Below are 23149 nucleotides of genomic sequence, written 5' to 3'. Positions count from 1 at the left end.
CAGAGACCACCCTGTGAGCGCGACGAGGACGTGGCTGTCGCCGAACTGCCAGACGGGCGTGACGTGGTGAAAGCCCGCTTCCCGCAGGAGCTCCACGTGGCGGGCGAGCGTCAGCGTGTTGTCGTTGCCGCTGTGGTTGCCCAGTGCCGCCTGTCGCTGCGCGCGTTGGGTGAAGAGATCGGCCAGTTCGGGGTCCCGCGCTGCCGCGGTCCACCAGGACTGCCAGTCCTCCTGGGCGTGGGTGCCGGTGCGTTCGGCATGGCGGCGTCCCACATGCCGGGTGAGGGCCGCGCAGGGCGGGCTGCCCTGGGGGAAGTGGTCGCCGTTGATCAGTGCACCCCCGGGCCGCAGCAGGCCCACGAGTCGGCGGTAGGTGCGCAGCAGCGTCGGCTCGGAGAGGTAGTGCAGCGCGGTGGTCGAGACGGCCGCGTCCAGGGGACGGCCCAGACCGAGGGCGTCGGTCCAGCCGTCGTCGCCGATCACGGTGTCCACGTAACGGGCGGCGTACGGGTGGTGGGTGCGGCCGAGTTCCAGCAGGAGCGGGTCCATGTCCACGGCGACGATCTCGGCGTTCGGCATACGGGCGGACAGCCGGGCCGCCAGGGACCCCGGCCGCAGCCCAGGTCGAGGAGCAGGGGCGCGACACGGTCGGTCGTGACGTGTTCGACGACGTCTGCGATCACGGCGAAGCGCTCCTCGCGATCCAGGGCGTACCGCTCCTGCTGGCGCTCCCAGCGCTCCACCCACAACTTGGCCGTCGCCATGCTCACGCCCATCGGCCGCGCCACCTCTACCGTCTTGCCTCGTCCCGCGGTGCTCACGAGCGACCCTACAGCTGAAAACGGTTCCCATTCACGTTTTCAGGCCAGTGAGGTGAGGACGGTCAGAAGGCGGTCGATTTCCTCGACCGTGTTGTACACGTGGACGCTCACCCGGACCGAGGCGGTCTTCTCGTCCGCGCCCGCCTGGCAGAGGTTGTCGGCCCGGACCATGAACCCGTGGCTGAACAGGATGAAGCCGAGGTCGTCGGAGGGGATGTCGTGGTGCCGGAAGGCCACGATGCCGTGCCGGCGCTGTGCGCGGGAGTCGGCGGCCAGACTGGCCTGGCAACCGAGGATCTCGTACCGGTCGAGGTGGCGCAGCCCGTCGGTGAGCCGCGCCGCCAGAGCCGTCGTCCAGCGCGCGATCCGGTCCGTGCCCGCGGCGTCCAGCCAGTCGAGCGCGGCCTCCAGGGAGGCGATGCCCACGGTGTTGGGGGTTCCCTGCCAGCCACCTGGCCGGAACTCCGGTCCGCGCCCAGGCGCGTTGCGTGCCCACACGGCTCCGGTGCCGGGCAGCGCGAGCGCCTTGTGCCCGGAGAAGACCACGAAGTCCACGTCGAGTTCGGCCACGGACACCGGCAGATGGCCGACGCTCTGGGCGGCGTCCAGGCAGATCGGCACGTCGGGGCCGACTGCCGCGCGCAGGCGGTGCACGTTCATGTCGCCGCCGTACACGTGGTGGACGTGCGTGGCGGCGACGAAGCGGGTGCGCGGGCCGACGACCTCGGGCAGCGCACGATGGTCGTAGTCGCCGGACTCCGGCTGGTACGGCAGCCCGCGCACCCGTACACCGACGCCGCGCTCCGCCAGCAGCCGCCGTGCCTCCAGCCAGGGGGCCAGGTTCGCCTGGTGGTCGGCGTACGGGACGAGGATCTCGTCGCCGTCGGCGAGGTGGGTGGTGAGCCAGTCCCGGGCGACGGTGCGCAGTCCCTCGGTGGTGCCACCGAAGAAGTGGACCGCGGACCGGCCGGACTCCGCCTCGCTGTCGTCGAGGAACTCCTTGACGCGTCGCCGGGTCCGCTCCACCAGTGCGGTCGTCCGGTTCGCCCAGGGGTAGGTGCCCCGCCCGGCGTTGGCGTTCGCCGTCGTCAGATACGTCTGCACGGCATCCAGGACCGCACGCGGTTTCTGTGCGGTGGCCGCGCTGTCGAGGTAGGCCAGCTCGGGATGCCCGGTGATGATCGGGAACTGGCCGCGAACCTCCTGCTGCCAGGACGCCAGTTCCTTGAGCTCGTCATCCCACATGCTCAGTCCCGGACCAGAGGTGCGCCCGCGTCACGCCAGGCCACGATGCCGCCGGACAGGCTGCGCGCGTCCGGGTGGCCCATGCGGGTCAGCAGGGCGGCGTAACGGGCCGACTTCTCGCCGACCGGGCAGGCCAGCAGTACCGGCTGCCGCTTGCTGAAGGGCAGCCCGCCGCGCAGCAGTTCGTCGAAGAGCTCGTCGGCGATGTTGAGGGAGCCGTCGATGTGCAGTGCCGCGTAGGCGTGCGGCCCGCGCAGGTCGATGACGAGCGGCGCCGGACTGCCCCCCGTGATCCACCGGCGGGCGGCGTCGGTGTCGATGACCGTGGCCTCAGCCCGTGTCTCCGCCTCGGTGAGGGTTGCCGCCGAGTTCTTCCGGGGCGGCCGCCCGAGGAGTTCGGGGCGGCGCCGGCGTACGTAACCGACGTAGCTCTCGGCCCGGTCGCAGACGATGAACACCGCCGTCCGCCGCTCGGTCGACTCCGCGTCCACCGTGCGCAGATGACGTACCGCTCCCTGGAATGCCGCTCCTCCGGTGGGCCCGGACAGCAGTCCGCACCGGCGGATCAGCGTCATCATCCCTTCGATGGCCTCGTCGGCGGTCACCGACTCGATCGTGTCGTACGTCGCCGGGTCGAACAGGCCGACCTGGTGCACCTCGTCGATGGTGCGGATGCCGGGGATGAAGTCCGACTTGTCGGCGACCAGGCCGACGACCGTCACGTCCGGATCGTGCTCGCGCAGCACCCTGGCCACACCGGTGGACGAACCGGCAGTGCCCACGCAGGCGATGAACCAGTCCGGCGCCCGCCCGTCCAGGTCCTTGATGATCTCCGGGCCGGTGCCCGCCGCGTGGGCCTGGGTGTTGCGCGGGTTGAAGTACTGGTCGGTGTGCAGATACGTGCCGCCGGGCTCGGCGAGCGCCTGGTGGAAGCGGGTCAGCGGGTCGTCGGTGTCGGTGGGGTCGAGGCACTCGCTCTGGCCGGGCAGTTCCTCGATCTCGGCGCCGAGGAGCAGAAGCAGTTCCTTGATCTCCGGGATGCGCATCCGGTTGGTGACGCTCTTGAACTTCAGGCCGTGCATGCCCGCGAGCAGGGCCAGTGCCTTCGCCGTGTTCCCGCTCGACAGCTCCACGACCGTCTCGTCGCGTTCGGCCGCTGCGGCCAGGTGCGGGCCGGCCATGTTCCAGGCCGGCCTGTCCTTGACCGAGCCGAAGGGGTTGAGCATCTCCAGCTTCGCGTACAGGTCGATGTGGCGCAGGCCGTGCACGGCCGGGTCGATGCGCACGAGTGGGGTGTTGCCGATGGCCTCGGTGATGCTGTCGTACCTCATGACGCCGGTCCCTCCGACTGCGTGATCGGCCAGTACTCGTCGTCCAGGCACCATCGCCAGGAGTCGCCGTCCGGCGTGACGGCGACCGTCCGGGCGACGGGTTGCCGCTGGGCGGAGTGGGCGTGGAAATCCATCGCGTAGCCCGCGGTGTTGGCGAACACGAGGAGGTCGCCGGCGCGCGGCATGCGGGGCAGGAACACGGTCCGTCGGGTGATCAGATCGGCCTCCAGGCACAGGTTTCCGAAGAGATGGACCGCCACCGGCCCGTTGTCTGCTTCCTGTTCGCCACCGCTGCGAGGGATCAGTACGGGATCGACGAGGACTCCGTGCTCCTCCAGACTCATGTCCCCGGCGTTCATGCCGAGGCGCACCAGATGGTCCCCGGAGCCGGTGAGTCGCGCCTCGAGCACCCGGGCCAGTACGGCACCGCACTGGTCGACCAGTGCTCTGCCCGGCTGGACGGACAGGTCGTAGAGGTGCTCCAGGAGCAGGGTGGCCGGAGGGCGACCGGAGGTCGGTGCGGGTGTGGAGAGGAGCTCGTCGAGGTATCCGGGCCCGGCCTTCGGGCGGTGGGCCGGGTACAGCCCCAGCGCTCCGCGCAGTGTGCCGCCCTCGTTGCGCAGGCCGTAGCCGTGACCGCGCCAGGTCAGCGCGGGCCGGGTGCCCAGTACGGCGTTGGCCAGCTCGGTGGTGTAGCGCTCCCACTGGCCCGCGTCCTCGACGTAGCCGACGCCGAACCCTCCGCCCATGTCGACGATCCGCGGATCCAGTCCCCGGCCACGGAGTTCGTCCATGATTCCCACGCACTGCTCAAGCGCGAGGGCCTTCTCCGCGAGCCCCGTGGTGTCCAGGTGGTACGCCACGCCGACCGGGTCGACGGCGTTCCGGTGCCGCTCCAGCGCGTCCAGCAGCGCGCCCGCCTCGCCCACCGGCACGCCGAAGCGGCTGCGCCGGGAGAGCATCCTCACGCCGGAGACACCGGTGCCGGTGGCGGTCTCGAACCCGGACAGCCTTGGCAGGACGGCGACCCTCGGCAGCGCGAACTTGTTCACCAGCCCGGCGAGTTGCTCCAGCTCCGTCACCGAGTCCGGGTGCACGGTCACGCCCGTGCGGGCGGCGAGCCACAGGAAGTCGGGGTTCTTGGGGCCGGTGGCGGTGATCCGGTCCGGTGTGAAACCGCACCCCAGGGCGTGCTGCAACTCGTCCAGCGAGGCGACGTCGACACCGACCGCGCCCGGGTCGGTCACGGCCAGTCGCCGCAGCAGCGCGCTGGACCGGTTCGCCTTGTGGGCGAAGGAGATCCGGCCGGTGAGGCGGTGCCTGCGGTAGACCGCTCGGAAGCGCTCGGCGTTCTCCGCGATCCGGTCGGGCAGCAGCACGTTGAGGGGGGAGCCGAGCGCGTCGACGAGCGTGTGCAGGAGGTTCGGGGCGTCCAGGAGAGAGCTGAGCGGTGGTTCGAGCCGTGGCTGCAGGTACAAGGGCACACGCACGACAGGCTCCTCCCCGTGCGTCGGGCGACCGCGTCCCCCGACGCTGCGGAGCCGCTGCCTCCACGCGTCGACAGCGGCCCGGACAACCGTTCGGGGACATCATTTCCGAATACTTACGCCTTTAAGCCCGGGGGGTGAGAGGCACATACGCGCCGTCCGTGCCGAACTCGACGCGGTACAGCCGTCGGAGGTCAGGACGGGGTGACGGCCAGGACGCGGTTGAGCGCGCTGTCGGGGCGGGAGGTGAGTTCGTCCCACGTGCCCTCCTCCGTGATGCGGCCGGCCTCCAGGACGGCGATGCGGTCGGCGCGGCGGATGGTGGCGGGGCGGTGGGCGATGACGACAGTGGTGCGGTCTTCCCTGCCGAGAGCGGTGGCGAGTTGGGCGTCACTGACGTTGTCCAGGTGGGCGGTGGTCTCGTCGAGCACGAGGACTCTCGGCTCGGCCAGCAGCGCGCGGGCGAGAGCGATCCGCGCGCGCTGGCCGCCGGAGACGGTGGAGCCGCGCTCGCCGACGAGGGCGTCCATGGGGGCGATCCCGTCGACTCCGCACAGCCGGGCCGTTTCGGCCAGGAGATCGTCGGACGCCTGGGGTGCGGCGAGCCGCAGGTTGTCGGCGAGGGTGCCGTGGAAGAGGGGGGTGTCCTGGCCCACCACCGCGACGGCACGACGGAGTTCGGCGTCGCTGAGGTCGCGCAGGTCGACGGGATCGCCGTCGCCGGGCAGCAGGTGGACGGCGCCCTCGGCCGGATCCCAGAAGCGGGCCAGCAGGTGCGCGCAGGTCGACTTGCCGGCTCCCGAGACACCGACCAGGGCCAGGGTCTGCCCTGCGCGGACCGTCAGCTCAAGTCCGTCCAGCACAGGCCGGCCTCCGTAGTCGAAGCTCACCTGGTGCAGCCGAACGCCCAGGGGGCCCGGGGGAAGCGGTTGGGGTGAGGCGGGCGGCGGGGCGAGAGCGGGGGCCTTCAGGGCCGCGTCGACGCGGGCGGCCGCGGCGCGCAGTCCCACCGCCTGGCTCAGTGCCCGGGCCGACTCGGCGACGGGGGCCAGCACCGACAGGGCCAGCGCCATCGCCGCCGGGGCCCACGCGCCGTGCAGCCGACCGGAGGTGACGGACTGCGCCGCGGCGGCCACCACGCCCAGCAACGCCAGCACGATGAGCAGATCACGGACGGCGGCTGCCGTGGCCTCCCAGGTGGCTTCGGCCCGCTGGGCCTCGCCCACCCTGCGGCCCTGTTCGGCGAGGCGGGCTCGCCGCTCGGCCAACCCGCCGAAGGCGAGCAGTTCGCGCAGCCCGTCGACGGACTCCACGGTGTCCGCCGACAGCTTCGCGGTGGCCGCCCGGGTGCGGGCCCCGCGCGCCGCGCGTGCGCGCGCGTCGGCGAAGGGCGCCACGGCGAGCAGCGCGGCGATCGGCAGGACCGCCACCAGCAGCCATGACTCCACCGTGGCCAGAACAGCGGCCCCGCCCGTGAACACCACACCGGATGCGAGGAGTTGGGCGGTGGTGTGGGCGTAGAAGAACTCCAGTGCCTCGACGTCGGCCATGGCGGTGGCGGCCAGGTCCCCGCTGCGCCGGCCGGCGACACGGGCGGGCGCACTGCGGGCGAGCCCGTCGAAGACGCGCACGCGCAGTTCGGCAAGCACCCGGTAGGCCAGGTCGTGCGAGAGGTCCATCTCGCGCCAGGTCATCAGGGCACGGACGAGGACGAGGACGATCAGCGCGCCGACCGTACCCGCCGAGGGGGCTCGGTTCTCGATGACGGCGGTTCCGACGGTGTGCGCGGCCAGCGTCAGCAACGTGACGAGCGAGCCCTGTTCGACGAGTGCTGCGGCGCAGGTGCGGGCCATCATGGCGCGGTGCCCGGCGAGGGCGGGGAGCAGCGCGCGCAGTGAGCCGCGCGCGGGCACGTCGGCGGTAGAGCTGCCAGGGGTGCTGCTCATGCGGCGAGCCCTTCTTCGTACGTGTGGCCCGCCTTGACGAGTTCCGCGTAGACGCCCCCCGCTTCGACGAGGGTGGTGTGTTCGCCGACGGCGTCCACCCGTCCGCCGTCGAGGACGACGATGCGGTCGGCGTGCCGGACGGCGGCGAGCCGGTGGGCGACCACCAGAACGGTCCGGCCGCCCGCGGCGGCCGGCAGTTCACCGACGATGTCCGCCTCACGGCGTTCGTCGACCGCGCTGGTGGCCTCGTCGAGAACGAGCACCGGTGTGTCGGCCAGCAGGGCCCGCGCGAGGGCGAGCCGCTGCCGCTGACCGCCGGAGAGGGTGGCGCCCCGCTCGCCGAGGACGGTGGCGTAGCCGTCGGGGAGGGCGGCGATCTCGTCGTGGATGCCGGCGGTGCGTGCCGCGCGCGTCAGCTCGTCGTCCGTGGCGTCCGGCCTGGCCAGGCGCAGGTTGTCGGCGATGGTGGCGTGGAAGAGGTACGTCTCCTGGGAGACGACCGCGATGCTCTGGCGCAGCGAGTCCAGCGCGTACGCCCTCACGTCGCGGCCGTCGAGGGTGATCCGGCCGCCCTGCGCGTCGTGGTGGCGCAGGAGCAGGGCGAGAAGCGTGGACTTGCCGGCGCCGGAAGGGCCGACGATCGCCGTCGTGCGGCCCGCCTCGGCGGTGAAGCTGACGCCGCGGAGCGCGGGCGTGTCGGCACCGTCGTAGCTGAACTCGACGTGCTCGAAGCGCAGTTCGGGCGGGTCCGGCCAGTGTGCCGGTGCCGTGCCCGTGTCGGGGACGGCGGGGTCGGCGGTGCGCAGCGCCGTGAGCCCGTCCGCGGCCGACACGCCCAGGTACCCGGCGTGCCATTCGCGGGACAGGTCGCGGACGGGCCGGAAGCACTCGGAGGTGAGGAGCAGCACCAGGTAGGTGCCGGTCGCCGTGGTGGATCCGGTGACGGCCGACCAGCAGGCGAGGAGCGCGGCGGCCGCGGTGCCGCCCTGGATGGCGAGGTCGGTGATGCCGGTGTCGACGAGGGACACGCGCAGCTTGGCGACGGTGGCCCGGTGCAGCGCCGCCGACCGCTTCTCCAGCCGCTGCCGGGTGCGCCCGACGGCGCCGGCGGCCCGCAGGGCGGGCATGCCCTGCAGGGCTTCCAGGTAGTCGGCGCCCAGGTGCTCGTAGGTGTCCCAGTGCTCCTTGCCGCGCCGGGCGAGGAGCCGGTCCCAGGCGCGCGGCCCGACGAGGGCGAGGAGCACAGCGGGGACGAGGCCGAGGAGGGCGGCCGGTTCGACGGCGGTCAGGGCCGCGAGCAGCAGGGGCGGCACGGTGAGGGTGATCAGGAGCTGGGGCAGGTAGCGGGAGACGTAGGCGTCGACGCCCTCCACGCCGTCGACGAGAGTGGTGCGCACAGCCCCGGCGCGGGCGTTGGTCAGGTGTGCGGGTCCCAGCCGTCCGAGGTGGGCGAGGAGTTCGTCCCGCAGCGCCACCCTGACCCGTGCCCCGGCGCGGGTGGCGGTGCGCCGCTGCCAGTTGCCGAGCCCGGCGCGTGCGGCGACGACGCCGAGCACCGCGCCGAGGAGCAGCGGGAGCCGGTTCGTGTCACCGCGGGCCAGGTCGGCGAGGGCGACTGCCAGCAGTACGGCCTGCGCGAGGTGGGTGAGGGTGACGGCCGCCTGCAGGAGGGTGGCCGCGAGCAGGGGGCGCCGTGCGTGCCGGGTGGCGCGACGCAGCTCGGGGTGGACGATCACGAGGTCTTCTCCTCGTCGGGATGGGTGGTGCCGAGGGCCAGGCCGTGGACGATCCAGTCCCGGCCCGGTGGAGTGCCGAGCGCCGCGCCCAGGTCCGCCTGCTGCCAGGAGCCGACGGGGCGCGCGGCCGGCCCGTGTCGTACGGCGGCCACCTGCGCCAGATGGACCGCGAACCCGGCCCGCAGGTGCGCTCGGCGGATCCTCGGGGCGTCGGCGTCCGCCGGGCAGCCGTACGCGAGCAGGACGGCGCCCGCGTCCGCGATCCACGCCTGGCGCGCGGCCCAGACGGCGAGCGTCGGCCGGGCCTCCCCCGCCGCGAGCCGCCGCAGTGTGCCGTCGGGCGCAAGTTCGACCAGCTCGGGCTGCGGTTCGCCGACGGCCGCGCACCAGGAGAGCTCACCGGCGCTCGCCTGGACGGCGGTCGCGAGCACGGCCCGCAGAACGTCCCGGGACGGGGTGCCGGTGAGCGGTGGCGGCGCGCTGCGGCGGGCCAGCAGCGCGCCGGGCGTGGGCGCGCCCGAGCCGAGACACGGATCGGTCCATCGCGTGCCGTCGCGTGGGCGAACCTGATCCGTCCGCTCGGGCAGGTCGAAGTGCACCTCGGCGAGCGGGGACTCGGCGAGACCGTCCAGCCTGAGCCGGGCGGCGCACGTGCCCAGCGCGCGCGCCGCGAGCCACAGCGCTGCGGCAGCGTGCCCGGTGTCCAGCAGTATCAGCGGCCAGGCCCGGTGTCCGTAGTGGGAGACCGTGCGCCGTGGGGTGACGGAGAGTTCGACGGTCGCCCCGGGCGGCGTGCCGTCGGGTTCCCGGCCGAGGCGGTGCACGCGGTGGCGCAGCGGGTCGTAGCCGTAGCGTCCGGGCGGCAGCGGGCAGCCGGCACCCACGACGAGTTCGGTGTCCACCGGGTGCAGCGCGCCCGCGGAAGGGGCGGGCCGCAGCCGCCCGGAACGGTCCGAGGCCGCCAGGGAGAGACGGAGCAGGGCCCGCAGGTCCAGCTCGCCGGGACCGGGCTCCGGTATGGGGCGCGATGGTCCCGGCCAGGCGCGGACGGCGGGCCCGGCGGGTGTGTCCGGGCCGGGATCCTCCGCGGAGCGGGCGCGGGCGAGGGCGGTGACGAGGTCCGGCGGGCGGTCCTCGTCCGCGTGCGCCGTAGGACGTCCCAGTCCCCCACTTGCCTCTTGGGCGTATGTCACGGGGCGGCCCTCACATGTGGGGAGGAGGAGCCAGCGTGAAGTCCTCCGGTCCGCTCGGTGCGGTCGCGCGCCACCCGCGCGCGACGGCGGCGTCGGTGAGGCGCGGGCAGCCGAAGTAGCCGAAGGCGGCAGGGGCGTTGGGGAGGAGTCCGGAGACGAGGACCCGGGCGACACGCAGGGACGTCTCGGCGACGTCCTCGGTGGTGAGGTCGAACGTCATGACGCGGTGGCCGTCCTCGTGGAGTGCCCGTGCCAGCCGGTCACGGCTTCCGGGCTCGACCGCGTCGATGGGCACGGTTTTGTGCGCGGGCTCGGTGAACCGGCGGGCCTCGGCTGCCATCCGCTCGTCCAGCCACACCTGGACGTGCGCTCCCAGGTCCCGCACATGCTCGAACTGTTCGCCGCACACGTCGAGATAGCGGCCGTCGCCCTGGTGGTCCAGGTACAGCCCGCGCGCGAGCAGCCCGGCCTCGACGGCCTGGAACACCCAGCCGTCCGGGTCGGTGAGGCCCTGCGTGAAGACCCAGGTATGGACGGCTTCGAGGACGGCCTTGCGAGCGGCCTCGGCCGGGTCGTACTTGCAGGCGAACCCGGCGGCGTAGAGGCCGAGCCGGGGGTCGTGGACGAGCGCGGCCATACAGGGGGCGAACTCCGAGGGCATCTCGACGAGATGGACGTCGAGCGCGGATCCGGCGAGGTCGTCGGTGAGGCCGGGCACGCTGGTCGGGTCGATGCCGCGGGTGGGGCCGTCGAGGTGCCACCACAGTTCGAGCGCGTCGCGTTCGACGATCTCCAGCAGGCCGCGCTCGACCGCGTCGTCGAATCCCTGCCCGGTGGCGATCCCCGCGTAGTTGAGGTGGTGGGTGCGCGGCAGTGAACGCAGCTCGCCCTGGCGCCAGTTGAGGTGGGTCAGCGCGACCGGGGCCCAGACCTCGGCGGTCCGCCCTTCGGGCAGCCGTTCGGTGCCGCGCGTCCACAGGGACGGCGTGTCGGCGGTAAGGGGGCGGTAGGGGAACTTCTCCCGGGCGTACTGCCAGTCGGCGTAGGTCGGCAGTTCGTCCGGCCCGTACAGCCGCAGCCCCTTCTCTGCCAGCTCGGCGGCCGTGGCACGCAGGGGAGCGTCAGGGTGACCGGGCGGCGGGACGCGGTTGCCGCAGTACCGCTCTATGCCCTCCGCTATGGCGGCTATTCGGGCACCCTCTGGGTCGCCGAAGGTGGTGCCGAGCGACACCCGGTCGGCGGGCCACAGACCGAGCCGCCGGGCGTCGGCGATCTCGGCGGTGAGCGCGGTGTAGCGGGGCGGGGCGCCCACGGGGTGCTCGACGGGCTCGACGGAGCGGACGATGCCGCAGACGGGGTCGACGAGAGCTTCCAGCGGCAGCGCCGTCATCGCAGGATCTCCTCTGCGGGATCGGTGGGAAGGGGACGGGACATGAGCACGGGCAGCCGGAGCACCACGTTCCCGGCGTCGACCTCACGCCGGGAGGGGATCAGCCGGGTGGCCGTGACCGGGTCGTGACCGGTGTGGGGGTTGCGGGCGTGGGCCGGGAAGTGGTGACCGGCGATCTCCAGCCGGAATCGGGTGCCCGCGGGCAGTCGCCGCGCGATCCGGCCGAGCCCTACCGTGAACTCGGCGTTCGTGCCTGGAGGTTCCTCGCGTCGGACGACGCCGACGGCGAGCCGCTGGGCCACCCCTTCCGGCGTGAGGGCGACGAGCCGGACGGCCCAGTCGGCGGACGGAGTGTGGGCGGTCGCTCGTAGCCGCACCTCCACGGGCCCGACCACGTCCAGCGGACGCGGCAGTGGCGGGGTGACCAGCAGACAGCGGTCGGGCGGACCCTCCGTGGGGACGGCCAGGTCCGCGGACGAGACGGGGTGTTCGGGATCGGCCGTGAAGGAGGCGCCGTGCAGCAACCGTACGTTCTGCGCGCGCGGCTCGCCCTCCGTGCCGGCGGGCACCCACAGGGGGCTGCCGCCCAGCCCCACCGCGCCACGGCGCCCGCGGCCGAGATCCCCGGCGAGGGCGCGCCGGGCCCAGCGCACGTAGAGGTCGCCGAGGCTCACCCGGTGCGCGGGCCGGGCGTCGGGGTGCGGCTCGGCGACGAGACCGTGTCCCCAGGGGCCCAGCAGCAGCCGCGCCGACGGACCGCCCCAGTGGCGCCACAGCGCGACGGTGTCCTCGGTGAAGTGGTCGTGGTGGCCGCCGACCGCGAGCAGCGGCATCCCGGCGTGCTCCGCCTCCGTCAGGAGCCGGCCGCGTTCGTGGTGGCGCCACAGGCCCGGCCAGGAGGGCAGGCTCCGGCCGAGCCGTTCCGGGAGGCCGGTCAGCGGCAGATGGGTGAGCAGGCCGGGGTCCGCCGCGAGAGCCTTGTCCAGGGCGCTCTCGTCGGAGTCCGGCCGGTCGCCGTGGGCGGCCCACCATCCGGCGCGGGCCAGCAGCCGTTCCACGCCCGAGGGTTCGCGTGCGGTCTCGGCGGAGCCCAGCGCGGGAACGGCGGCGATGACGGCGTCGGGCCGGGCGTCCGTGGGGGCGTCGAGCGCGAGGGCGAGGGCGCAGTGGGCGGCGTAGGAGGCGCCGACGGCGACCAGCCGACCGTCGTTCCATGACTGCCCGCGCGCCCAGCGAGCGGTCTCCGCTCCGTCGGCGGCCTCGTTCTCGTACGCGTGCCACTCCCCCGGCGACGCATACCGGCCCCGTACGTCCTGGGCCATCGCGGCGAACCCGCGGCGGGCCCAGCCGCGCAGCTCGGCCCGGTGCCGTCTCCGGTCGTACGGCGTACGGATGAGGACGGCCGGGAAGGGACCGTCGCCGTCCGGGAGATGGACGTCGGTGGCGAGTGCCGCGACGGCCACGGTGAACGGCGTCATCCGGCCTTCTTCGGCATCGGGGCGACGTCGGGCACGGGCAGCACGGGGTGCTCGGTGACGGTCAGCGTGCGCAGGTCGACGCGCCGGAGCCGGCGCCGGGCGGGCAGGTCGCCGGTGTCGGGCGCGCCGGTGGCCCACCGGCTCAGGTCGTCGGCGAGCAGGGCGGCCAGCAGCCCCGCGGCCGGGGCGGTGAGGTGAACGGGCGCGCCGGACGTACGGGGCCCGCTCCAGTAGGCGGCCAGCTCGCGGTGCGCGGGGGTGGCGGCGAGCCGACGGGCCCGGACGTGCGCCGAGGTGACGTCCCCCGGGGCGGCGGCCGGCGGCTCGACGTACGCCTGCCAGCCCTCGCGGTGGCAGCGCAGCCAGGCGATGCCGCGCTCGGGCAACCGGTCGGCGGCGTCCCACAGTCCCTCGGGCACGGGCCCGTCGAGGCACCACACGACCGCGGCGGGCTCGTCGGCGGACAGGTCGTCAGCCGTGCTGTCGGAAGCCGCCGTTGCCGGCTCGGCGCCCAGCGCGCGCAGGAGCGCGGCCAGCGGTTCGGTCAGTACCGGGTCGCCCAGCAGCCGGATGTCCCGGCGATCGGCGGGCCATCGCGGGCTCCGCGGTCCGTCGGCCAGGTACCCGGCGTCCTCGAAGGCCCGGACGAGGCGGTCGAGTTCGTCGTCCGGCTCACCCGCGGTCGTACCGGAGAGGCGGGACAGCAGGGCGTCCTCGTCCGCGCCCTGCGTCCTGACGGCGAGGAACTCCCCCTCGGCCGTACGGACGGCGAGACCCCGCCCGGGTACGGCGACGACCTCGACACCGGGTACGAGCTGGCTGCGGGACACGTCGATCCTCCTGTGAGGAAGGGGCCTTGGTGGGCGTGGGCCCGCCCGGAAGGCAACGGGCGGGCCCACGGTCGAGGGTTGGACCCTCGCTTACTCCTCGGTGTCGTCGAAGGGGTTCTCGACGAGCGCGTTGGAGTGGGAGGCCGAGGCGTGGGCCAGCTGGCCCTGGTCGGCGATCGGCGTGAAGACCTGCTCGTTGTCCATGAACTCTCCTTGTCGGTCAGGGAGATACGGCGTTCGGGTGAGCGCCGCCGACCACTCTAATGAGTATGATTTTCATATTCTAGTGCTGGGAGAGGGTGATCCGGGTAACACACCGGCCAGCCCCCTCGGGGTCCCGGCCGACCCGGCCGGCCACCCGGAGGACGTCCGCGAGCAACCCGGGTGTGACGACCTCCTTCGGCGTCCCGTCGGCCACCACAAGGCCGTCGCGCAGTGCGACGATCCGTTCGGCGAACCGCGCGGCGTGGGCCAGGTCGTGCAGCACCATCACGACGGTGAGGCCGCGTTCCTCGCGCAGGCGGACCACGGTCTGCAGCACGTCGAGCTGGTGATGCAGGTCCAGGTAGGTGGTCGGCTCGTCCAGCAGCAGGACACGGGTGTCCTGGGCGAGCGCCATCGCGAGCCGCACCCGCTGCCGCTCACCCCCGGACAGCGCGTCGACGTCCCGCTCGGCCCACTGCTCCACGCCGACGTCGCGCAGCGCGCGGCGCACGACGGGGTCGTCCCCCTCGCGCAGCATGCCGAGCGGGCCACGCGCCGCGTACCGCCCCTGCCGGACGAGGTGACGCACCGTCATGCCGGGGACAGCCGGTGCGGACTGGTGCAGCAGCGCGACCCGTCGGGCGGTGGCGCGCCGGGACAGCCGGGCGAGGTCGTCCCCGCCGAGCAGCACGCGCCCCTCGTCCGGCCGCAGCAGCCCCGCGGCCAGCCGCAACAGGGTTGACTTCCCACAGCCGTTGAGGCCGATGAGGGCGGTCAGCTCACCGGGCTCGACGGTCATGTCGACGCCCCGCAACACGGCTTGTCCGGGGTAGCCGAAGCGGACCCCTTCGACGCGGATCCCCACGGACTCGGTCATGCTGTCCTCCGTCGACATCAGAACGTACGGCTTGGCGCGCGGCGCACGACGACCAGCAGCAGGGCGGCCCCGAGGCAGGCGGTGAGGGCCCCGACCGGCAGCGTGAGCCGCCCGGAGTCGAGCGCGGCCGCCAGCAGTCGCGAGGACAGCTGTGCCGCAGCGTCCGCCCCGCACACCACGGCCGCGCCCACCAGGGCGGCGCCGGGCAGGGTCAGCCGCAGATCGGCGCCGAAGACGGCCAGGGCGACGTGCGGTACGAGCAGTCCGACGAACCCCAGTGCCCCTACGGCGGCTACCGCACCCGCCGTCAGCGCCACCGCGCACAGCAGGGCGAGGGTCCGGGCCCGCCTGGCGGACAGCCCGGCTGCGAGGGCGATGTCGTCCCCGCAGCGCAACAGGGTCAGCGGACCGGACAGCAGCCACGCCACCACTCCCCAGGCCAGCGCCCACGGCCACAGCAGGTGCCAGTGCTGCCACACCCGCCCCTCCGTGGTGCCGACGAGCCACTGCACGACGCTGCCGAGCTCACCCGGCGCGACGAGCAGCACCATGGCCGTGAGCCCGCCGAGCACCGCCGACACCAGCACCCCGTGCACGGCAGTCTGCGCCGGGTCGCTCCGTCCCCGCCCGGCGAGCAGCCACAGCAGCGCGGCCCCCGCGCAGCCGCCCGCACACGCGGCGACGACGACCGCGAGGGGCGATTCCCACCCGGCGAGTCCGAGCCCGGTCGCGGTGACCGCTCCGAGCACCGCGCCCGGCGTCACTCCCGTCACCTCGGGCCCGGCCAGCGGGTTGCGCAGCGCCGACTGCAGGACCAGGCCCGCCACGCCGAGGCACGCCCCCGCACCGAGGGCCACCAGCAGCCGGGGCAGCCGGAGTTGGAGCAGGATGTGCCGTTCCGTCGTATCGCCGCCCCCGCCGAGGACATCCCAGACCGCGGCCGGGGACATGCCCCGCCCGGCCACCAGTTCGACACCGGCGCATACGACGACCAGTGCGCCGAGCACCACGAAACGCCGGCTCACCGGACCTCCTCCGACGCGGTCGCTTCGCCGCGTGAGGCGGCAGCGGTGCCCGCCGACGCGGTCGCTTCGCCGCGTGAGGCGGCAGCGGTGCCCGCCGACGCGGTCGCTTCGCCGCGTGAAGCGGCAGCGGTGCCCGCCGTGCGGTGCGAGGCCGCCGGCCTGCGGTTGCCCGAGCGGAGCAGGGCGACCCCGGCGGGCACGCCGAGCAGGGCCGTCCAAGCGCCGACCGGGGTCTCCACGGGCGCCAGCGCGAGGCGGGCCGGGACGTCGGCGACGGCCACGACGACGGCGCCCCACGCCGCCGACCAGGGCAGCCAGCGCACCGCGTCCGCTCCGGGGTTGAACCACCGCGCCAGGTGCGGCGCGAGGAACCCGACCCAGGCCACCGGCCCGCACACGGCCGTCACGGGCGCGATCAGCACGACGGCGATGGCCAGCGCGGCCAGCCGTGCCCGCTGGGCGCGCACGCCGAGCGCCTCGGCGTCCTCGTCCCCCAGCCGCAGCACCGAGAGCACCGGCGCGCACAACACGAGCGCGGGGACCGCGACGAGCAGCCACGGCCACAACCCGGTGACGTCGTCCCAGGTACGGGCCGAGAGGGAACCGAGCAGGTAGCGGTAGATCAGCTGGAGGTCGAGCTGGTCGGCCATCACCATCAGCACGAGCAGCGCGGCCTGCAACGCGGCGGCGACGGCGGCGCCGGTGAGCAGCACGGCGGACGGGCTGCGCCCCAACCCGGCGGCGAGCAGCGTGAGTCCGCCGCCGAGCGCGGCCCCGCCGATGGCCGGCAGGGGCTGGACGGCGGCGGGGAGGGACACCGCCAGCACCAGCGGCGCGGCCACCCCGAGCGCGGCCCCCGACGACACACCCAGCATCTCGGGGACGGCCAGCGGGTTGCGCAGCGCCTCCTGGAGCACGAGCCCCGCCGCTCCCAGACAGGCCCCGGCGACAAGCGCCAGTATCAGCCGGGGCACGCGGAGTTCGCTGACCACGATCCCGGCGAGCGTGGTGTCCCCCTCCACCAGCGCACCGGGCAGCCGATGCAGCGGGACGTAGGGCGTGCCCAGGCTCAGCGCGCAGGCCGACGACGCGACCAACAGCACGACCAGGACGGGCAGTTGCCATACGCCCGCCGGGCGCACGGACCGCCGGGCGCCCAGCGCGGGGTCACCTGGCGTGAGGTGCGTCGCGGTGGGCGCGCTCACCGCAGCGCGGCCGTCGCCTCATCGAGGACGATGCCCAGCGAACGGGTACCGCGTCCCTTGGCCCACACCTCGGAGTTCACCTCGTGGACGTCCCCGTTCCGCACCGCCGGGATCTTGCCCCACAGGGGATTCTTCGCCAGCTTCTCCGACAGCTTGCCGTCCGCCTCGCCGAAGCTCAGCGTCTCGACGAACAGCACGTCGACGTCACGGGCGAGGATCTCTTCGAGGCTGTAACTCCCCTCCACGCCACGGGACTTCCAGGGGTAGTCCGCAAACTTCGGAAACAGCCCGGCGACCACGTCCGTGCCCGGGGTGGCGACGCCGAAGTTCTCGTCGCTGCCGTAGATGATGAGCGCGGTCTTGTCACTCGGGGCCTTCTCGGCCTCGGCAAGTTTGGTGCGGAAGGTCTTCTCGGCCTTCTCGCCCTCGCCGGTGCGGCCGGTGAGCGCGGCGACATCGCGCAGGTAGCCCACGCTGTCCTCCCAGGTCTCGGGCTGCATGGGCCAGAAGGTGGTGGCGTCCTTCAGGGCCGGGGCGAGCTTGCCGTGGGTGTCCTCCAGGCCGATCACGAGGTCGGGCTTGTGGGAGAGGATCGCCTCCACCTCGGGCGCGATGAACCCGCCGGGGATGACGTCGACCTGCTTCGCCTTCTCCTCCCCCAGGAAGTCGGGGTGGGCGAGGAGCGCGCTGTTCGTGGCCGTGGGGACGATGCCCAGCTCGGTCAGGATGTCGTCGCACAGCGCGAACAGGCAGACGATGCGCTCGGGCTCCTTCTCGAGGGAGATCTTGACACCGCCCGCGTCGGTCAACTCCCGCGCCGCCTTGATCGGTTCGACGGACACGTCGGTCTTCGGGCCGGCCGCGGCAGCCTTGTCGCTCGCGGGTTCGGCGGAAGAGCCGCACCCGACCAGCACCGAACCCACCAGCGCCGCGGTGATCCAGCTTCGGACGAATCTCGACGGTGAGCGCAGCATCGATGCCCTCGCTTCTTCTCAGGAACCCCGGAACGCCCCGAAGATACATGATATTCGTTTTCAACAGCACCCTGTTCTCCTGGAGGCATCGATGACCGCCGCCCCTCCCCTGCTGCTCGTCTCCGACCACATGGGGGGTTCCGTCCACGTACTGACCGTGCCGGACGGCACCGAGACAGGCCGCCTCACCGGCCGTCACCTCTCCGAGCACGCCGGGTTCCTGGCCTTGCCGGGCGGGCGGGCGGCCTGCGTGGACGACCGCAGGGGCGAGCTGCTGGTGCTCGACCCCTACGGCGACGAACTGGTGGAGACCGCGATTCCGGTCGCCGTGCCGGCCGAGCACCTGGCCTGCGACCCGTCCGGCCGGTGGGTCGCCGTCACCACAGGTCTGGGCGAGAACGCCGAACCGTGGTCGGACCTGCTGACGGTCGTCGACCTCGCCACGTCGGACGCGGCCCGGGTACGCACGCGCGTCGGCGAACCAGGGGTGACGGTCCTGGGCAACGGCGATCCGCTGGTCGTCCTGCGGCACCGGGAGCCCGGCGGCCTGGCCGTCCACCGGTTCGCCGACCTGCTCGGGGCACCGCCCGGCTGCCCTCCGGTCACACCCCACGCCCTCCTTCCGCTGCCGGACGACGGACACGGAGACGCCCAAGCCCCGCACTGGGGCCAGGTGTTCGCGGCCACCGGCGAGGGCGTGCACCGGGCACGCCGCGAGGGCGACACTCTCGTGCCGGGGCAGACGATCCCCTGGGGTTCGCCCGCCCGGGGCTGGTACCTGCGGCTCGATCCCCGGCGACAGGCGCTGTGGTCGACGCTGCGGGGCGGTCCCGCGGACCCGCTGCGCTGGCCGGAATGGACCAACCAGGCGTGGCGCCACGAGCTGGAGACGAACCGCACGATCCTGACGGAGCTCGGCCCCGGCCTGGTCTTCCGGCTGGCCCTCGCCCGACACCACACCGCGTTCACCCGCATCCACCCGGACGGCGACGAACTGATCCTCCTGAACGCCGACGACACCGCCAGCCGCGTCCCCCTCCCCGCCATGGACGGCGCACCCCGCCGCGGCGGCACCCCCTGGGAGGGCGTCCAACGCCGTGCGCTGGCCGCCTCACCGGGCACGGACTGGATAGCCGTCACCCGCGGCGGCCACGGCGAAGTCCACGTCTTCGACGCCCGAACCGGCGGCGAAGCGGCCCGACTGAAGTTGGACACACCCTTGCATCACGGCGGCCACGTGATGCTGCGCACGCCGAACGACGGCGCGGAAGGCGATCCCGTGGGCCGGTGACAACCGCGACTTCACCCGCTTCGACAACCTGCCGAGTCTGATCGGCGCCGTCCTGCGTACCGGCCTGTTCGACAGGTGGGTGGCGGACTTCCTCGCCACCCACCCCCACCGCCACCGTGGTGGAGATCGGAACTGGGCTCAACACCCGCTACGAACGCGTCGACAACGGCCGGGCCGCCCCGTCCGGCCGCGCCGGCGTGAGCATCTGGTGCGACCGCTTCGACGTGTCCTTCGGCGCCACCGAACTCGCCCGCACCTGACGCGCGTCAGTCCAGGAGGTCCAGGGCGGCGAGGAGGTCGGCCGGTTCGGCGCGGCGGGTGTAGTCCGTGTCGACGAAGACCCAGCGAATGGCGCCGACGCGGTCGATGACGTAGGTGGCGGGCAGCGGGAGAGTGCGCGGGTGCCCGGCGTTGACGCGCTGGAGGTCGAAACCGAGCTTGTCGTAGACGGCGGCGAGGTCGTCGGGGAGGTCGAAGGCGAGGCCGTACTGCTTGGCGGTGTCGGAGCCGATGTCGCTCAGGACGTCGAAGGCGAGCTGGTGCTTCTCGGCCAGGGACAGGGACTCGTCGGGGATCTGCGGGGAGACGGCCACCAGACGGGCGCCCCTGGTGGTGATGGCGTCGTGGTGCTGCTGCAGGGAGCGCAGAGCGAGGTTGCAGTACGGGCACCAGGCGCCTCGGTAGAAGGTCAGCACCACCGGGCCGTCGGCGAGGAGGCCGTCCAGCGACACCGTCTCCCCGGTCGCCGAGGGGAGGCTGAAGCGCGGGGCCCGGTCGCCGACGCCGAGGGCGCGATCGAGCTGGCCCGACTCGGCGAGTTCCTGGCCGGCTCGCCGCATGATCTCCCGTATCTCGGCCGGGATTTGGCGCTGACGGGACGCGTAGAAGGCGCGCAGCTCGGCGTTGAGGGTCATGGGAAGTCAGTCCTCCTGGTCGGAACACAACTCGAAACGCAACTGGGAACGCAACTGGGAACGCAACTGGAACACAGCCGGCACACAACTGAGAACGACCATTCCAAGATAATGGACTGGGCAGTATCCTGGAACCCCTGTTTCAAGTTTGTGGAGTGAGGCGTGCCGGACATCAAGCACTTCGACCCGGACGCGGCCCTGGACACGGTCGTCCGGCTGTTCTGGCGGCAGGGCATGGCCGCGACCGGTATCCAGGACGTGGTGACCGCGACCGGCCTCAACCGCTCCAGCCTGTATGCCACGTTCGGCGGCAAACGGGAGCTCTACCTCGCCGCACTGCGCCGCTACATGGAGCGGCGGTCCCGGCCGGCGTTCCGGCGGCTCGCAGCCGACGAGCGCGGGCTGCCCGCGGTCGCGGAGTTCTTCGACGGGCTCATCGAAACGCGCTGCTCCGGCGAGTACGCCCGCTGGGGCTGCATGATCTCCAACGCGCACGCCGGCTCCGAGAACGACGACCCCGAGGTCCGCGCCCTCCTCGACCACCACCACCAGGAACTGCGCAACGCGATGCACGCGGCGCTCACCACCGCCGAGGCCCAGGGCCGGCTCTCCCCCGGTTGCGACCCCAACTCCTCCGCCGACCTACTCGCGCTCCTCGCGTACGGCGTCAACCTCCGTTCCCGCGCCGGGGCGAACAAGCGCGACCTGAGCCAGACGGTGACCACGGCGCTCTCCTCGCTCGGCGGCCGGGCACCATCCTGACGGCGGCGACTACGCACCCGCGCCAACCGACAACCGACAACCGAGGAGCAGCATGCCCCCGTCCAGACCCGGCGTCGTACTGATGTCGATCGGCACCGCCCTGACCATGGTCGGCGTGGCCATGTACGTCCTGCCCGGCCCGGGCCTTCCGTCATCGGCCTGGGACTTCTTCTGCTGACTGCGGGGGCCGTCCGGCGAGCCGTTGACCGAAAGCACATGCGCCAGTAGGGGTTCTGGACGGGGACCGTTCCGCCCCTACCTCGCACCGGCCCTCCCATTAGTGAGCATCTGAGCACCTGCATATCATTTGCAGGTGCTCAACTACCACATCAGAACAGCCACGGCCGAGGACCTCGACGACGCACGGGCCGTGATGCTCGACACGGTGTACCGCGACTTCGGCACCGGGTACGTGCCGCGCTGGCACGCGGACATCGTCGATCCGGAGTCTTTCTACGTCGCCCCACCCCGGCACACCCTGCTGGTCGCGGTGGCCGAGGAGGACGGGACGGTGGCGGCCACGGCCGCGCTCGACGCGCGCGGGCCGGCCCATCCGCCGAACCCGCAGTGGCTGGCCGAGCGGTATCCGTCGGGGGTGACCGCCCAGTTGCGACGGGTGTACGTGCGCCCCGAGCACCGGCGGCGCGGGCTGGCCAAGCGGCTGGTGGACGGGCTGCTGGACTTCGCCCGGGCGGACGGCGGCTACCAGGCCGTGTATCTGCACACGTACCCGCACTCCCCCGGCGCGATGGGGCTGTGGCAGACGCTGGGCAAGGTCGTGTGCGAGGAGCGGGAGGAGATGCCCGGCGGCGGCAGCGGCGTCGTGCACTTCGAGATCCCACTTGTTTAAACGAAAATCATGTTCATAGGATGTCGGTCGAGGCCGGCCGACGTGCCCGGCCCTGGAAAGACAGAACGAGGACCATGAGATCTCCCCGCCTTCGGCTGATAGCCGGTCTGCTGCTCGCTCCGCTGCTCTCCGGCTGTTTCTCCTCCTCCGGCGACGACGCGTCCTCGGACTCCTCCGGCTCCGGCGAGGGCGGCCGTCTGGGTGTCGCGCTCGCCTTCCAGCCCACGGAGAACTACTCGCCGTACGGCAGCCAGGACGCCTTCATCCTCTCCCGGCTCGGAGTCGCCGAGGGGCTGACCCGGCTCGACGCCAACGGCACCGCCGTACCCGCGCTCGCCGAGTCGTGGAGCAGTGAGCAGGACGGCAAGAGCTGGCTGTTCACCTTGCGGGACGCCAAGTTCCAGGACGGCAGCGACGTCACCGCCAAGGCCGTCGCCTCCGCCCTCACCCACGCCGCCCAGGCCGACCCCGCTCCCACCGCCATATCCGGCGTGCAGCTCACCGCCGAGGCCGTCGGCGACGACCAGGTCAAGGTCACCGCCGCCGACGCCGACCCCGTGCTGCCGCTGCGGCTGACCAACCCGAGCCTCGCGGTGTTCTCCCCCAAGGCCTACGGCAAGGACGGCAAGGTGAGCCCGGTCGGCACCGCCACCGGCCCCTTCGCGCTCACCAAGATCACCGGTGACACCGCGGCCACCCTGGACCGTTTCGACGACTACTGGGGCGGCCGCGCCCAGGCGTCCGGCATCGACGCGAAGTTCGTCTCCGACGGCACCGCCCGCGCCAACGCCCTGCGCACCGGTGACGTCGACATCGCCGAGGCGGTCCCCGTCGCCCAGGTCGCCTCGCTGGACAAGGACACCGCCCACGAGGTCAACACCGCGCGAAACACCAGCCTGTACCTCAACACCCGGACGGGCGTCTTCAAGGACGCGGGGCTGCGAGCCGCCGCGCGCGAGGCGGTCGACACCTCCGTGATCGCCAAGGGCGTGTACGAGGGGTACGCCGAGCCCGCCCAGGGTCTCTACGGCCCGGCCCTGACCTGGGCGTCCGGCAAGCGGATCGAGCCCACCGGCCTGGCGAAGGCAGCCGACCCCAAGGGCAAGAGCATCACCATCGCCACCTACAACGACCGGCCCGAACTGCCGGAGGCCGCCCAGGTGCTCCAGCAGCAGCTTCAGAAGGCCGGCTTCAAGGTGAAGCTGGAGGTGCGTACGTACGCGCGACTCGAAAGCGACCTGCTCGCAGGCAAGTTCGACGCCGCCGTCTACTCCCGCAACATGATGCTGGACACCGGTGACCCGGTCACCGTCCTGGACGGCGACTACACCTGCGACGGCTCCAACAACCTGTCGTTCCTGTGCGACAAGAACGTGGACAAGCTCGTCACCACCGCGCAGGCCGAGACCGACCCCGCCAAGCGGCAGGACGCGGCCATGAAGGCGGAGGCCGCGATCCTCGGCACGGACGCGGTGATCCCCCTCGTGCACCTGAAGGTCGTCACGGGCATCGGTACGTCCGTCAAGGGCGCCGTCCTCGACCCGTACGAGCGTGAGTTCGTCGGCATCGGGACCCGGAGCTGATCCCCCT

The 23149-nt window shown here is 73.0% G+C and carries 20 protein-coding genes and 2 pseudogenes; 6 read left to right on the top strand and 16 right to left on the bottom strand.

Annotated elements, in window-relative coordinates; translation table 11 throughout:
* From I2W78_RS39845 to I2W78_RS39780, 15 genes and pseudogenes are all read right to left on the bottom strand, one after another.
* Window positions 1–776 (bottom strand): annotated as a pseudogene (locus I2W78_RS39845) (class I SAM-dependent methyltransferase); the annotation flags it as partial.
* A gap of 84 nt (window positions 777–860) precedes the next feature.
* Window positions 861–2066: an aminotransferase class V-fold PLP-dependent enzyme gene (locus tag I2W78_RS39840; RefSeq protein ID WP_196465648.1), complete on the bottom strand. Its 1206-nt coding sequence runs from the start codon at window positions 2064–2066 to the stop codon at window positions 861–863.
* A 2-nt stretch (window positions 2067–2068) separates the two neighbouring features.
* On the bottom strand, window positions 2069–3397 hold the full coding sequence (locus I2W78_RS39835; protein ID WP_196465647.1) for a pyridoxal-phosphate dependent enzyme: 1329 nt from the start codon (window positions 3395–3397) through the stop codon (window positions 2069–2071).
* Window positions 3394–4887, bottom strand: a complete 1494-nt coding sequence (locus I2W78_RS39830; RefSeq protein ID WP_196465646.1) for a Y4yA family PLP-dependent enzyme — start codon at window positions 4885–4887, stop codon at window positions 3394–3396. Before I2W78_RS39830 ends, I2W78_RS39835 begins: the two co-directional genes overlap by 4 nt.
* 191 nt (window positions 4888–5078) lie before the next feature.
* Window positions 5079–6830 (bottom strand): ABC transporter ATP-binding protein, encoded by a 1752-nt coding sequence (locus tag I2W78_RS39825; RefSeq protein ID WP_196465645.1) that lies wholly within the window; start codon window positions 6828–6830, stop codon window positions 5079–5081.
* Entirely contained in the window at window positions 6827–8566 is a 1740-nt protein-coding gene (locus tag I2W78_RS39820) for an ABC transporter ATP-binding protein/permease (RefSeq protein ID WP_196465644.1), read from the bottom strand. Before I2W78_RS39820 ends, I2W78_RS39825 begins: the two co-directional genes overlap by 4 nt.
* Window positions 8563–9759 (bottom strand): nitroreductase family protein, encoded by a 1197-nt coding sequence (locus I2W78_RS39815; protein WP_307784062.1) that lies wholly within the window; start codon window positions 9757–9759, stop codon window positions 8563–8565. Before I2W78_RS39815 ends, I2W78_RS39820 begins: the two co-directional genes overlap by 4 nt.
* Before the next feature lie 10 nt (window positions 9760–9769).
* Window positions 9770–11149 (bottom strand): YcaO-like family protein, encoded by a 1380-nt coding sequence (locus I2W78_RS39810; protein ID WP_196465643.1) that lies wholly within the window; start codon window positions 11147–11149, stop codon window positions 9770–9772.
* A complete protein-coding gene (locus I2W78_RS39805) occupies window positions 11146–12627 on the bottom strand; it encodes a CocE/NonD family hydrolase (protein ID WP_196465642.1) in 1482 nt (493 codons plus the stop codon). Before I2W78_RS39805 ends, I2W78_RS39810 begins: the two co-directional genes overlap by 4 nt.
* Window positions 12624–13457, bottom strand: coding sequence for a hypothetical protein (locus I2W78_RS39800; RefSeq protein ID WP_196465641.1), 834 nt, complete (start codon window positions 13455–13457; stop codon window positions 12624–12626). The genes I2W78_RS39805 and I2W78_RS39800 overlap by 4 nt, the downstream gene beginning before the upstream one ends.
* A 90-nt stretch (window positions 13458–13547) precedes the next feature.
* Window positions 13548–13661, bottom strand: a complete 114-nt coding sequence (amiA, locus tag I2W78_RS41310) for a streptamidine family RiPP (RefSeq protein ID WP_269067033.1) — start codon at window positions 13659–13661, stop codon at window positions 13548–13550.
* Window positions 13662–13717: 56 nt separating this feature from the next.
* Window positions 13718–14538 (bottom strand): annotated as a pseudogene (locus I2W78_RS39795) (ABC transporter ATP-binding protein).
* A gap of 17 nt (window positions 14539–14555) precedes the next feature.
* Entirely contained in the window at window positions 14556–15488 is a 933-nt protein-coding gene (locus I2W78_RS39790; protein ID WP_230887183.1) for a FecCD family ABC transporter permease, read from the bottom strand.
* 71 nt (window positions 15489–15559) lie between these two features.
* Window positions 15560–16660, bottom strand: a complete 1101-nt coding sequence (locus I2W78_RS39785) for a FecCD family ABC transporter permease (protein ID WP_230887182.1) — start codon at window positions 16658–16660, stop codon at window positions 15560–15562.
* Between the two features lie 104 nt (window positions 16661–16764).
* A complete protein-coding gene (locus I2W78_RS39780; protein WP_196465639.1) occupies window positions 16765–17742 on the bottom strand; it encodes an ABC transporter substrate-binding protein in 978 nt (325 codons plus the stop codon).
* A 91-nt stretch (window positions 17743–17833) separates the two neighbouring features.
* Here I2W78_RS39780 and I2W78_RS39775 point away from each other — a divergent pair, with 91 nt between their 5' ends.
* Together I2W78_RS39775 and I2W78_RS39770 are read left to right on the top strand one after the other, a co-directional pair.
* The gene (locus tag I2W78_RS39775; RefSeq protein WP_196465638.1) at window positions 17834–19033 is read left to right on the top strand and encodes a hypothetical protein; all 1200 of its coding nucleotides are present in this window, start codon (window positions 17834–17836) and stop codon (window positions 19031–19033) included.
* Between the two features lie 119 nt (window positions 19034–19152).
* Complete coding sequence (locus tag I2W78_RS39770; protein ID WP_196465637.1) at window positions 19153–19293, top strand: hypothetical protein; 141 nt, start codon at window positions 19153–19155, stop codon at window positions 19291–19293.
* Window positions 19294–19299: 6 nt separating this feature from the next.
* Here I2W78_RS39770 and I2W78_RS39765 read toward each other — a convergent pair whose 3' ends face one another.
* Window positions 19300–19947, bottom strand: coding sequence for a peroxiredoxin-like family protein (locus I2W78_RS39765; RefSeq protein WP_196465636.1), 648 nt, complete (start codon window positions 19945–19947; stop codon window positions 19300–19302).
* Between the two features lie 162 nt (window positions 19948–20109).
* Between I2W78_RS39765 and I2W78_RS39760 the strand changes: the two genes are divergently transcribed.
* From I2W78_RS39760 to I2W78_RS39750, 4 genes are all read left to right on the top strand, one after another.
* Complete coding sequence (locus I2W78_RS39760; RefSeq protein WP_196465635.1) at window positions 20110–20709, top strand: TetR/AcrR family transcriptional regulator; 600 nt, start codon at window positions 20110–20112, stop codon at window positions 20707–20709.
* Between the two features lie 52 nt (window positions 20710–20761).
* Entirely contained in the window at window positions 20762–20887 is a 126-nt protein-coding gene (locus tag I2W78_RS41305; RefSeq protein ID WP_269067032.1) for a hypothetical protein, read from the top strand.
* Window positions 20888–21022: 135 nt separating this feature from the next.
* On the top strand, window positions 21023–21559 hold the full coding sequence (locus I2W78_RS39755; protein WP_196465634.1) for a GNAT family N-acetyltransferase: 537 nt from the start codon (window positions 21023–21025) through the stop codon (window positions 21557–21559).
* Window positions 21560–21633: 74 nt separating this feature from the next.
* Entirely contained in the window at window positions 21634–23142 is a 1509-nt protein-coding gene (locus I2W78_RS39750; RefSeq protein WP_196465633.1) for an ABC transporter substrate-binding protein, read from the top strand.
* Window positions 23143–23149: the final 7 nt, after the last annotated feature.

Source organism: Streptomyces spinoverrucosus (assembly GCF_015712165.1).
Lineage (GTDB): Bacteria > Actinomycetota > Actinomycetes > Streptomycetales > Streptomycetaceae > Streptomyces > Streptomyces spinoverrucosus_A.
The sequence above is the reverse complement of the archived record's forward strand: the minus strand, read 5'-3'. Positions and strand labels throughout refer to the sequence as shown.

Bases quoted from the DNA above. Each gene is read 5' to 3' on its own strand.
- I2W78_RS41305 (WP_269067032.1), top strand. From the start codon at position 20,762: ATGCCCCCGTCCAGACCCGGCGTCGTACTGATGTCGATCGGCACCGCC.
- I2W78_RS39780 (WP_196465639.1), bottom strand. From the start codon at position 17,742: ATGCTGCGCTCACCGTCGAGATTCGTCCGAAGCTGGATCACCGCGGCG.
- I2W78_RS39810 (WP_196465643.1), bottom strand. From the start codon at position 11,149: ATGACGGCGCTGCCGCTGGAAGCTCTCGTCGACCCCGTCTGCGGCATC.
- I2W78_RS39805 (WP_196465642.1), bottom strand. From the start codon at position 12,627: ATGACGCCGTTCACCGTGGCCGTCGCGGCACTCGCCACCGACGTCCAT.
- I2W78_RS39835 (WP_196465647.1), bottom strand. From the start codon at position 3,397: ATGAGGTACGACAGCATCACCGAGGCCATCGGCAACACCCCACTCGTG.
- I2W78_RS39840 (WP_196465648.1), bottom strand. From the start codon at position 2,066: ATGTGGGATGACGAGCTCAAGGAACTGGCGTCCTGGCAGCAGGAGGTT.
- I2W78_RS39790 (WP_230887183.1), bottom strand. From the start codon at position 15,488: ATGTCCCCGGCCGCGGTCTGGGATGTCCTCGGCGGGGGCGGCGATACG.
- I2W78_RS39825 (WP_196465645.1), bottom strand. From the start codon at position 6,830: ATGAGCAGCACCCCTGGCAGCTCTACCGCCGACGTGCCCGCGCGCGGC.
- I2W78_RS39775 (WP_196465638.1), top strand. From the start codon at position 17,834: ATGACCGCCGCCCCTCCCCTGCTGCTCGTCTCCGACCACATGGGGGGT.
- I2W78_RS39750 (WP_196465633.1), top strand. From the start codon at position 21,634: ATGAGATCTCCCCGCCTTCGGCTGATAGCCGGTCTGCTGCTCGCTCCG.
- I2W78_RS39765 (WP_196465636.1), bottom strand. From the start codon at position 19,947: ATGACCCTCAACGCCGAGCTGCGCGCCTTCTACGCGTCCCGTCAGCGC.
- amiA (WP_269067033.1), bottom strand. From the start codon at position 13,661: ATGGACAACGAGCAGGTCTTCACGCCGATCGCCGACCAGGGCCAGCTG.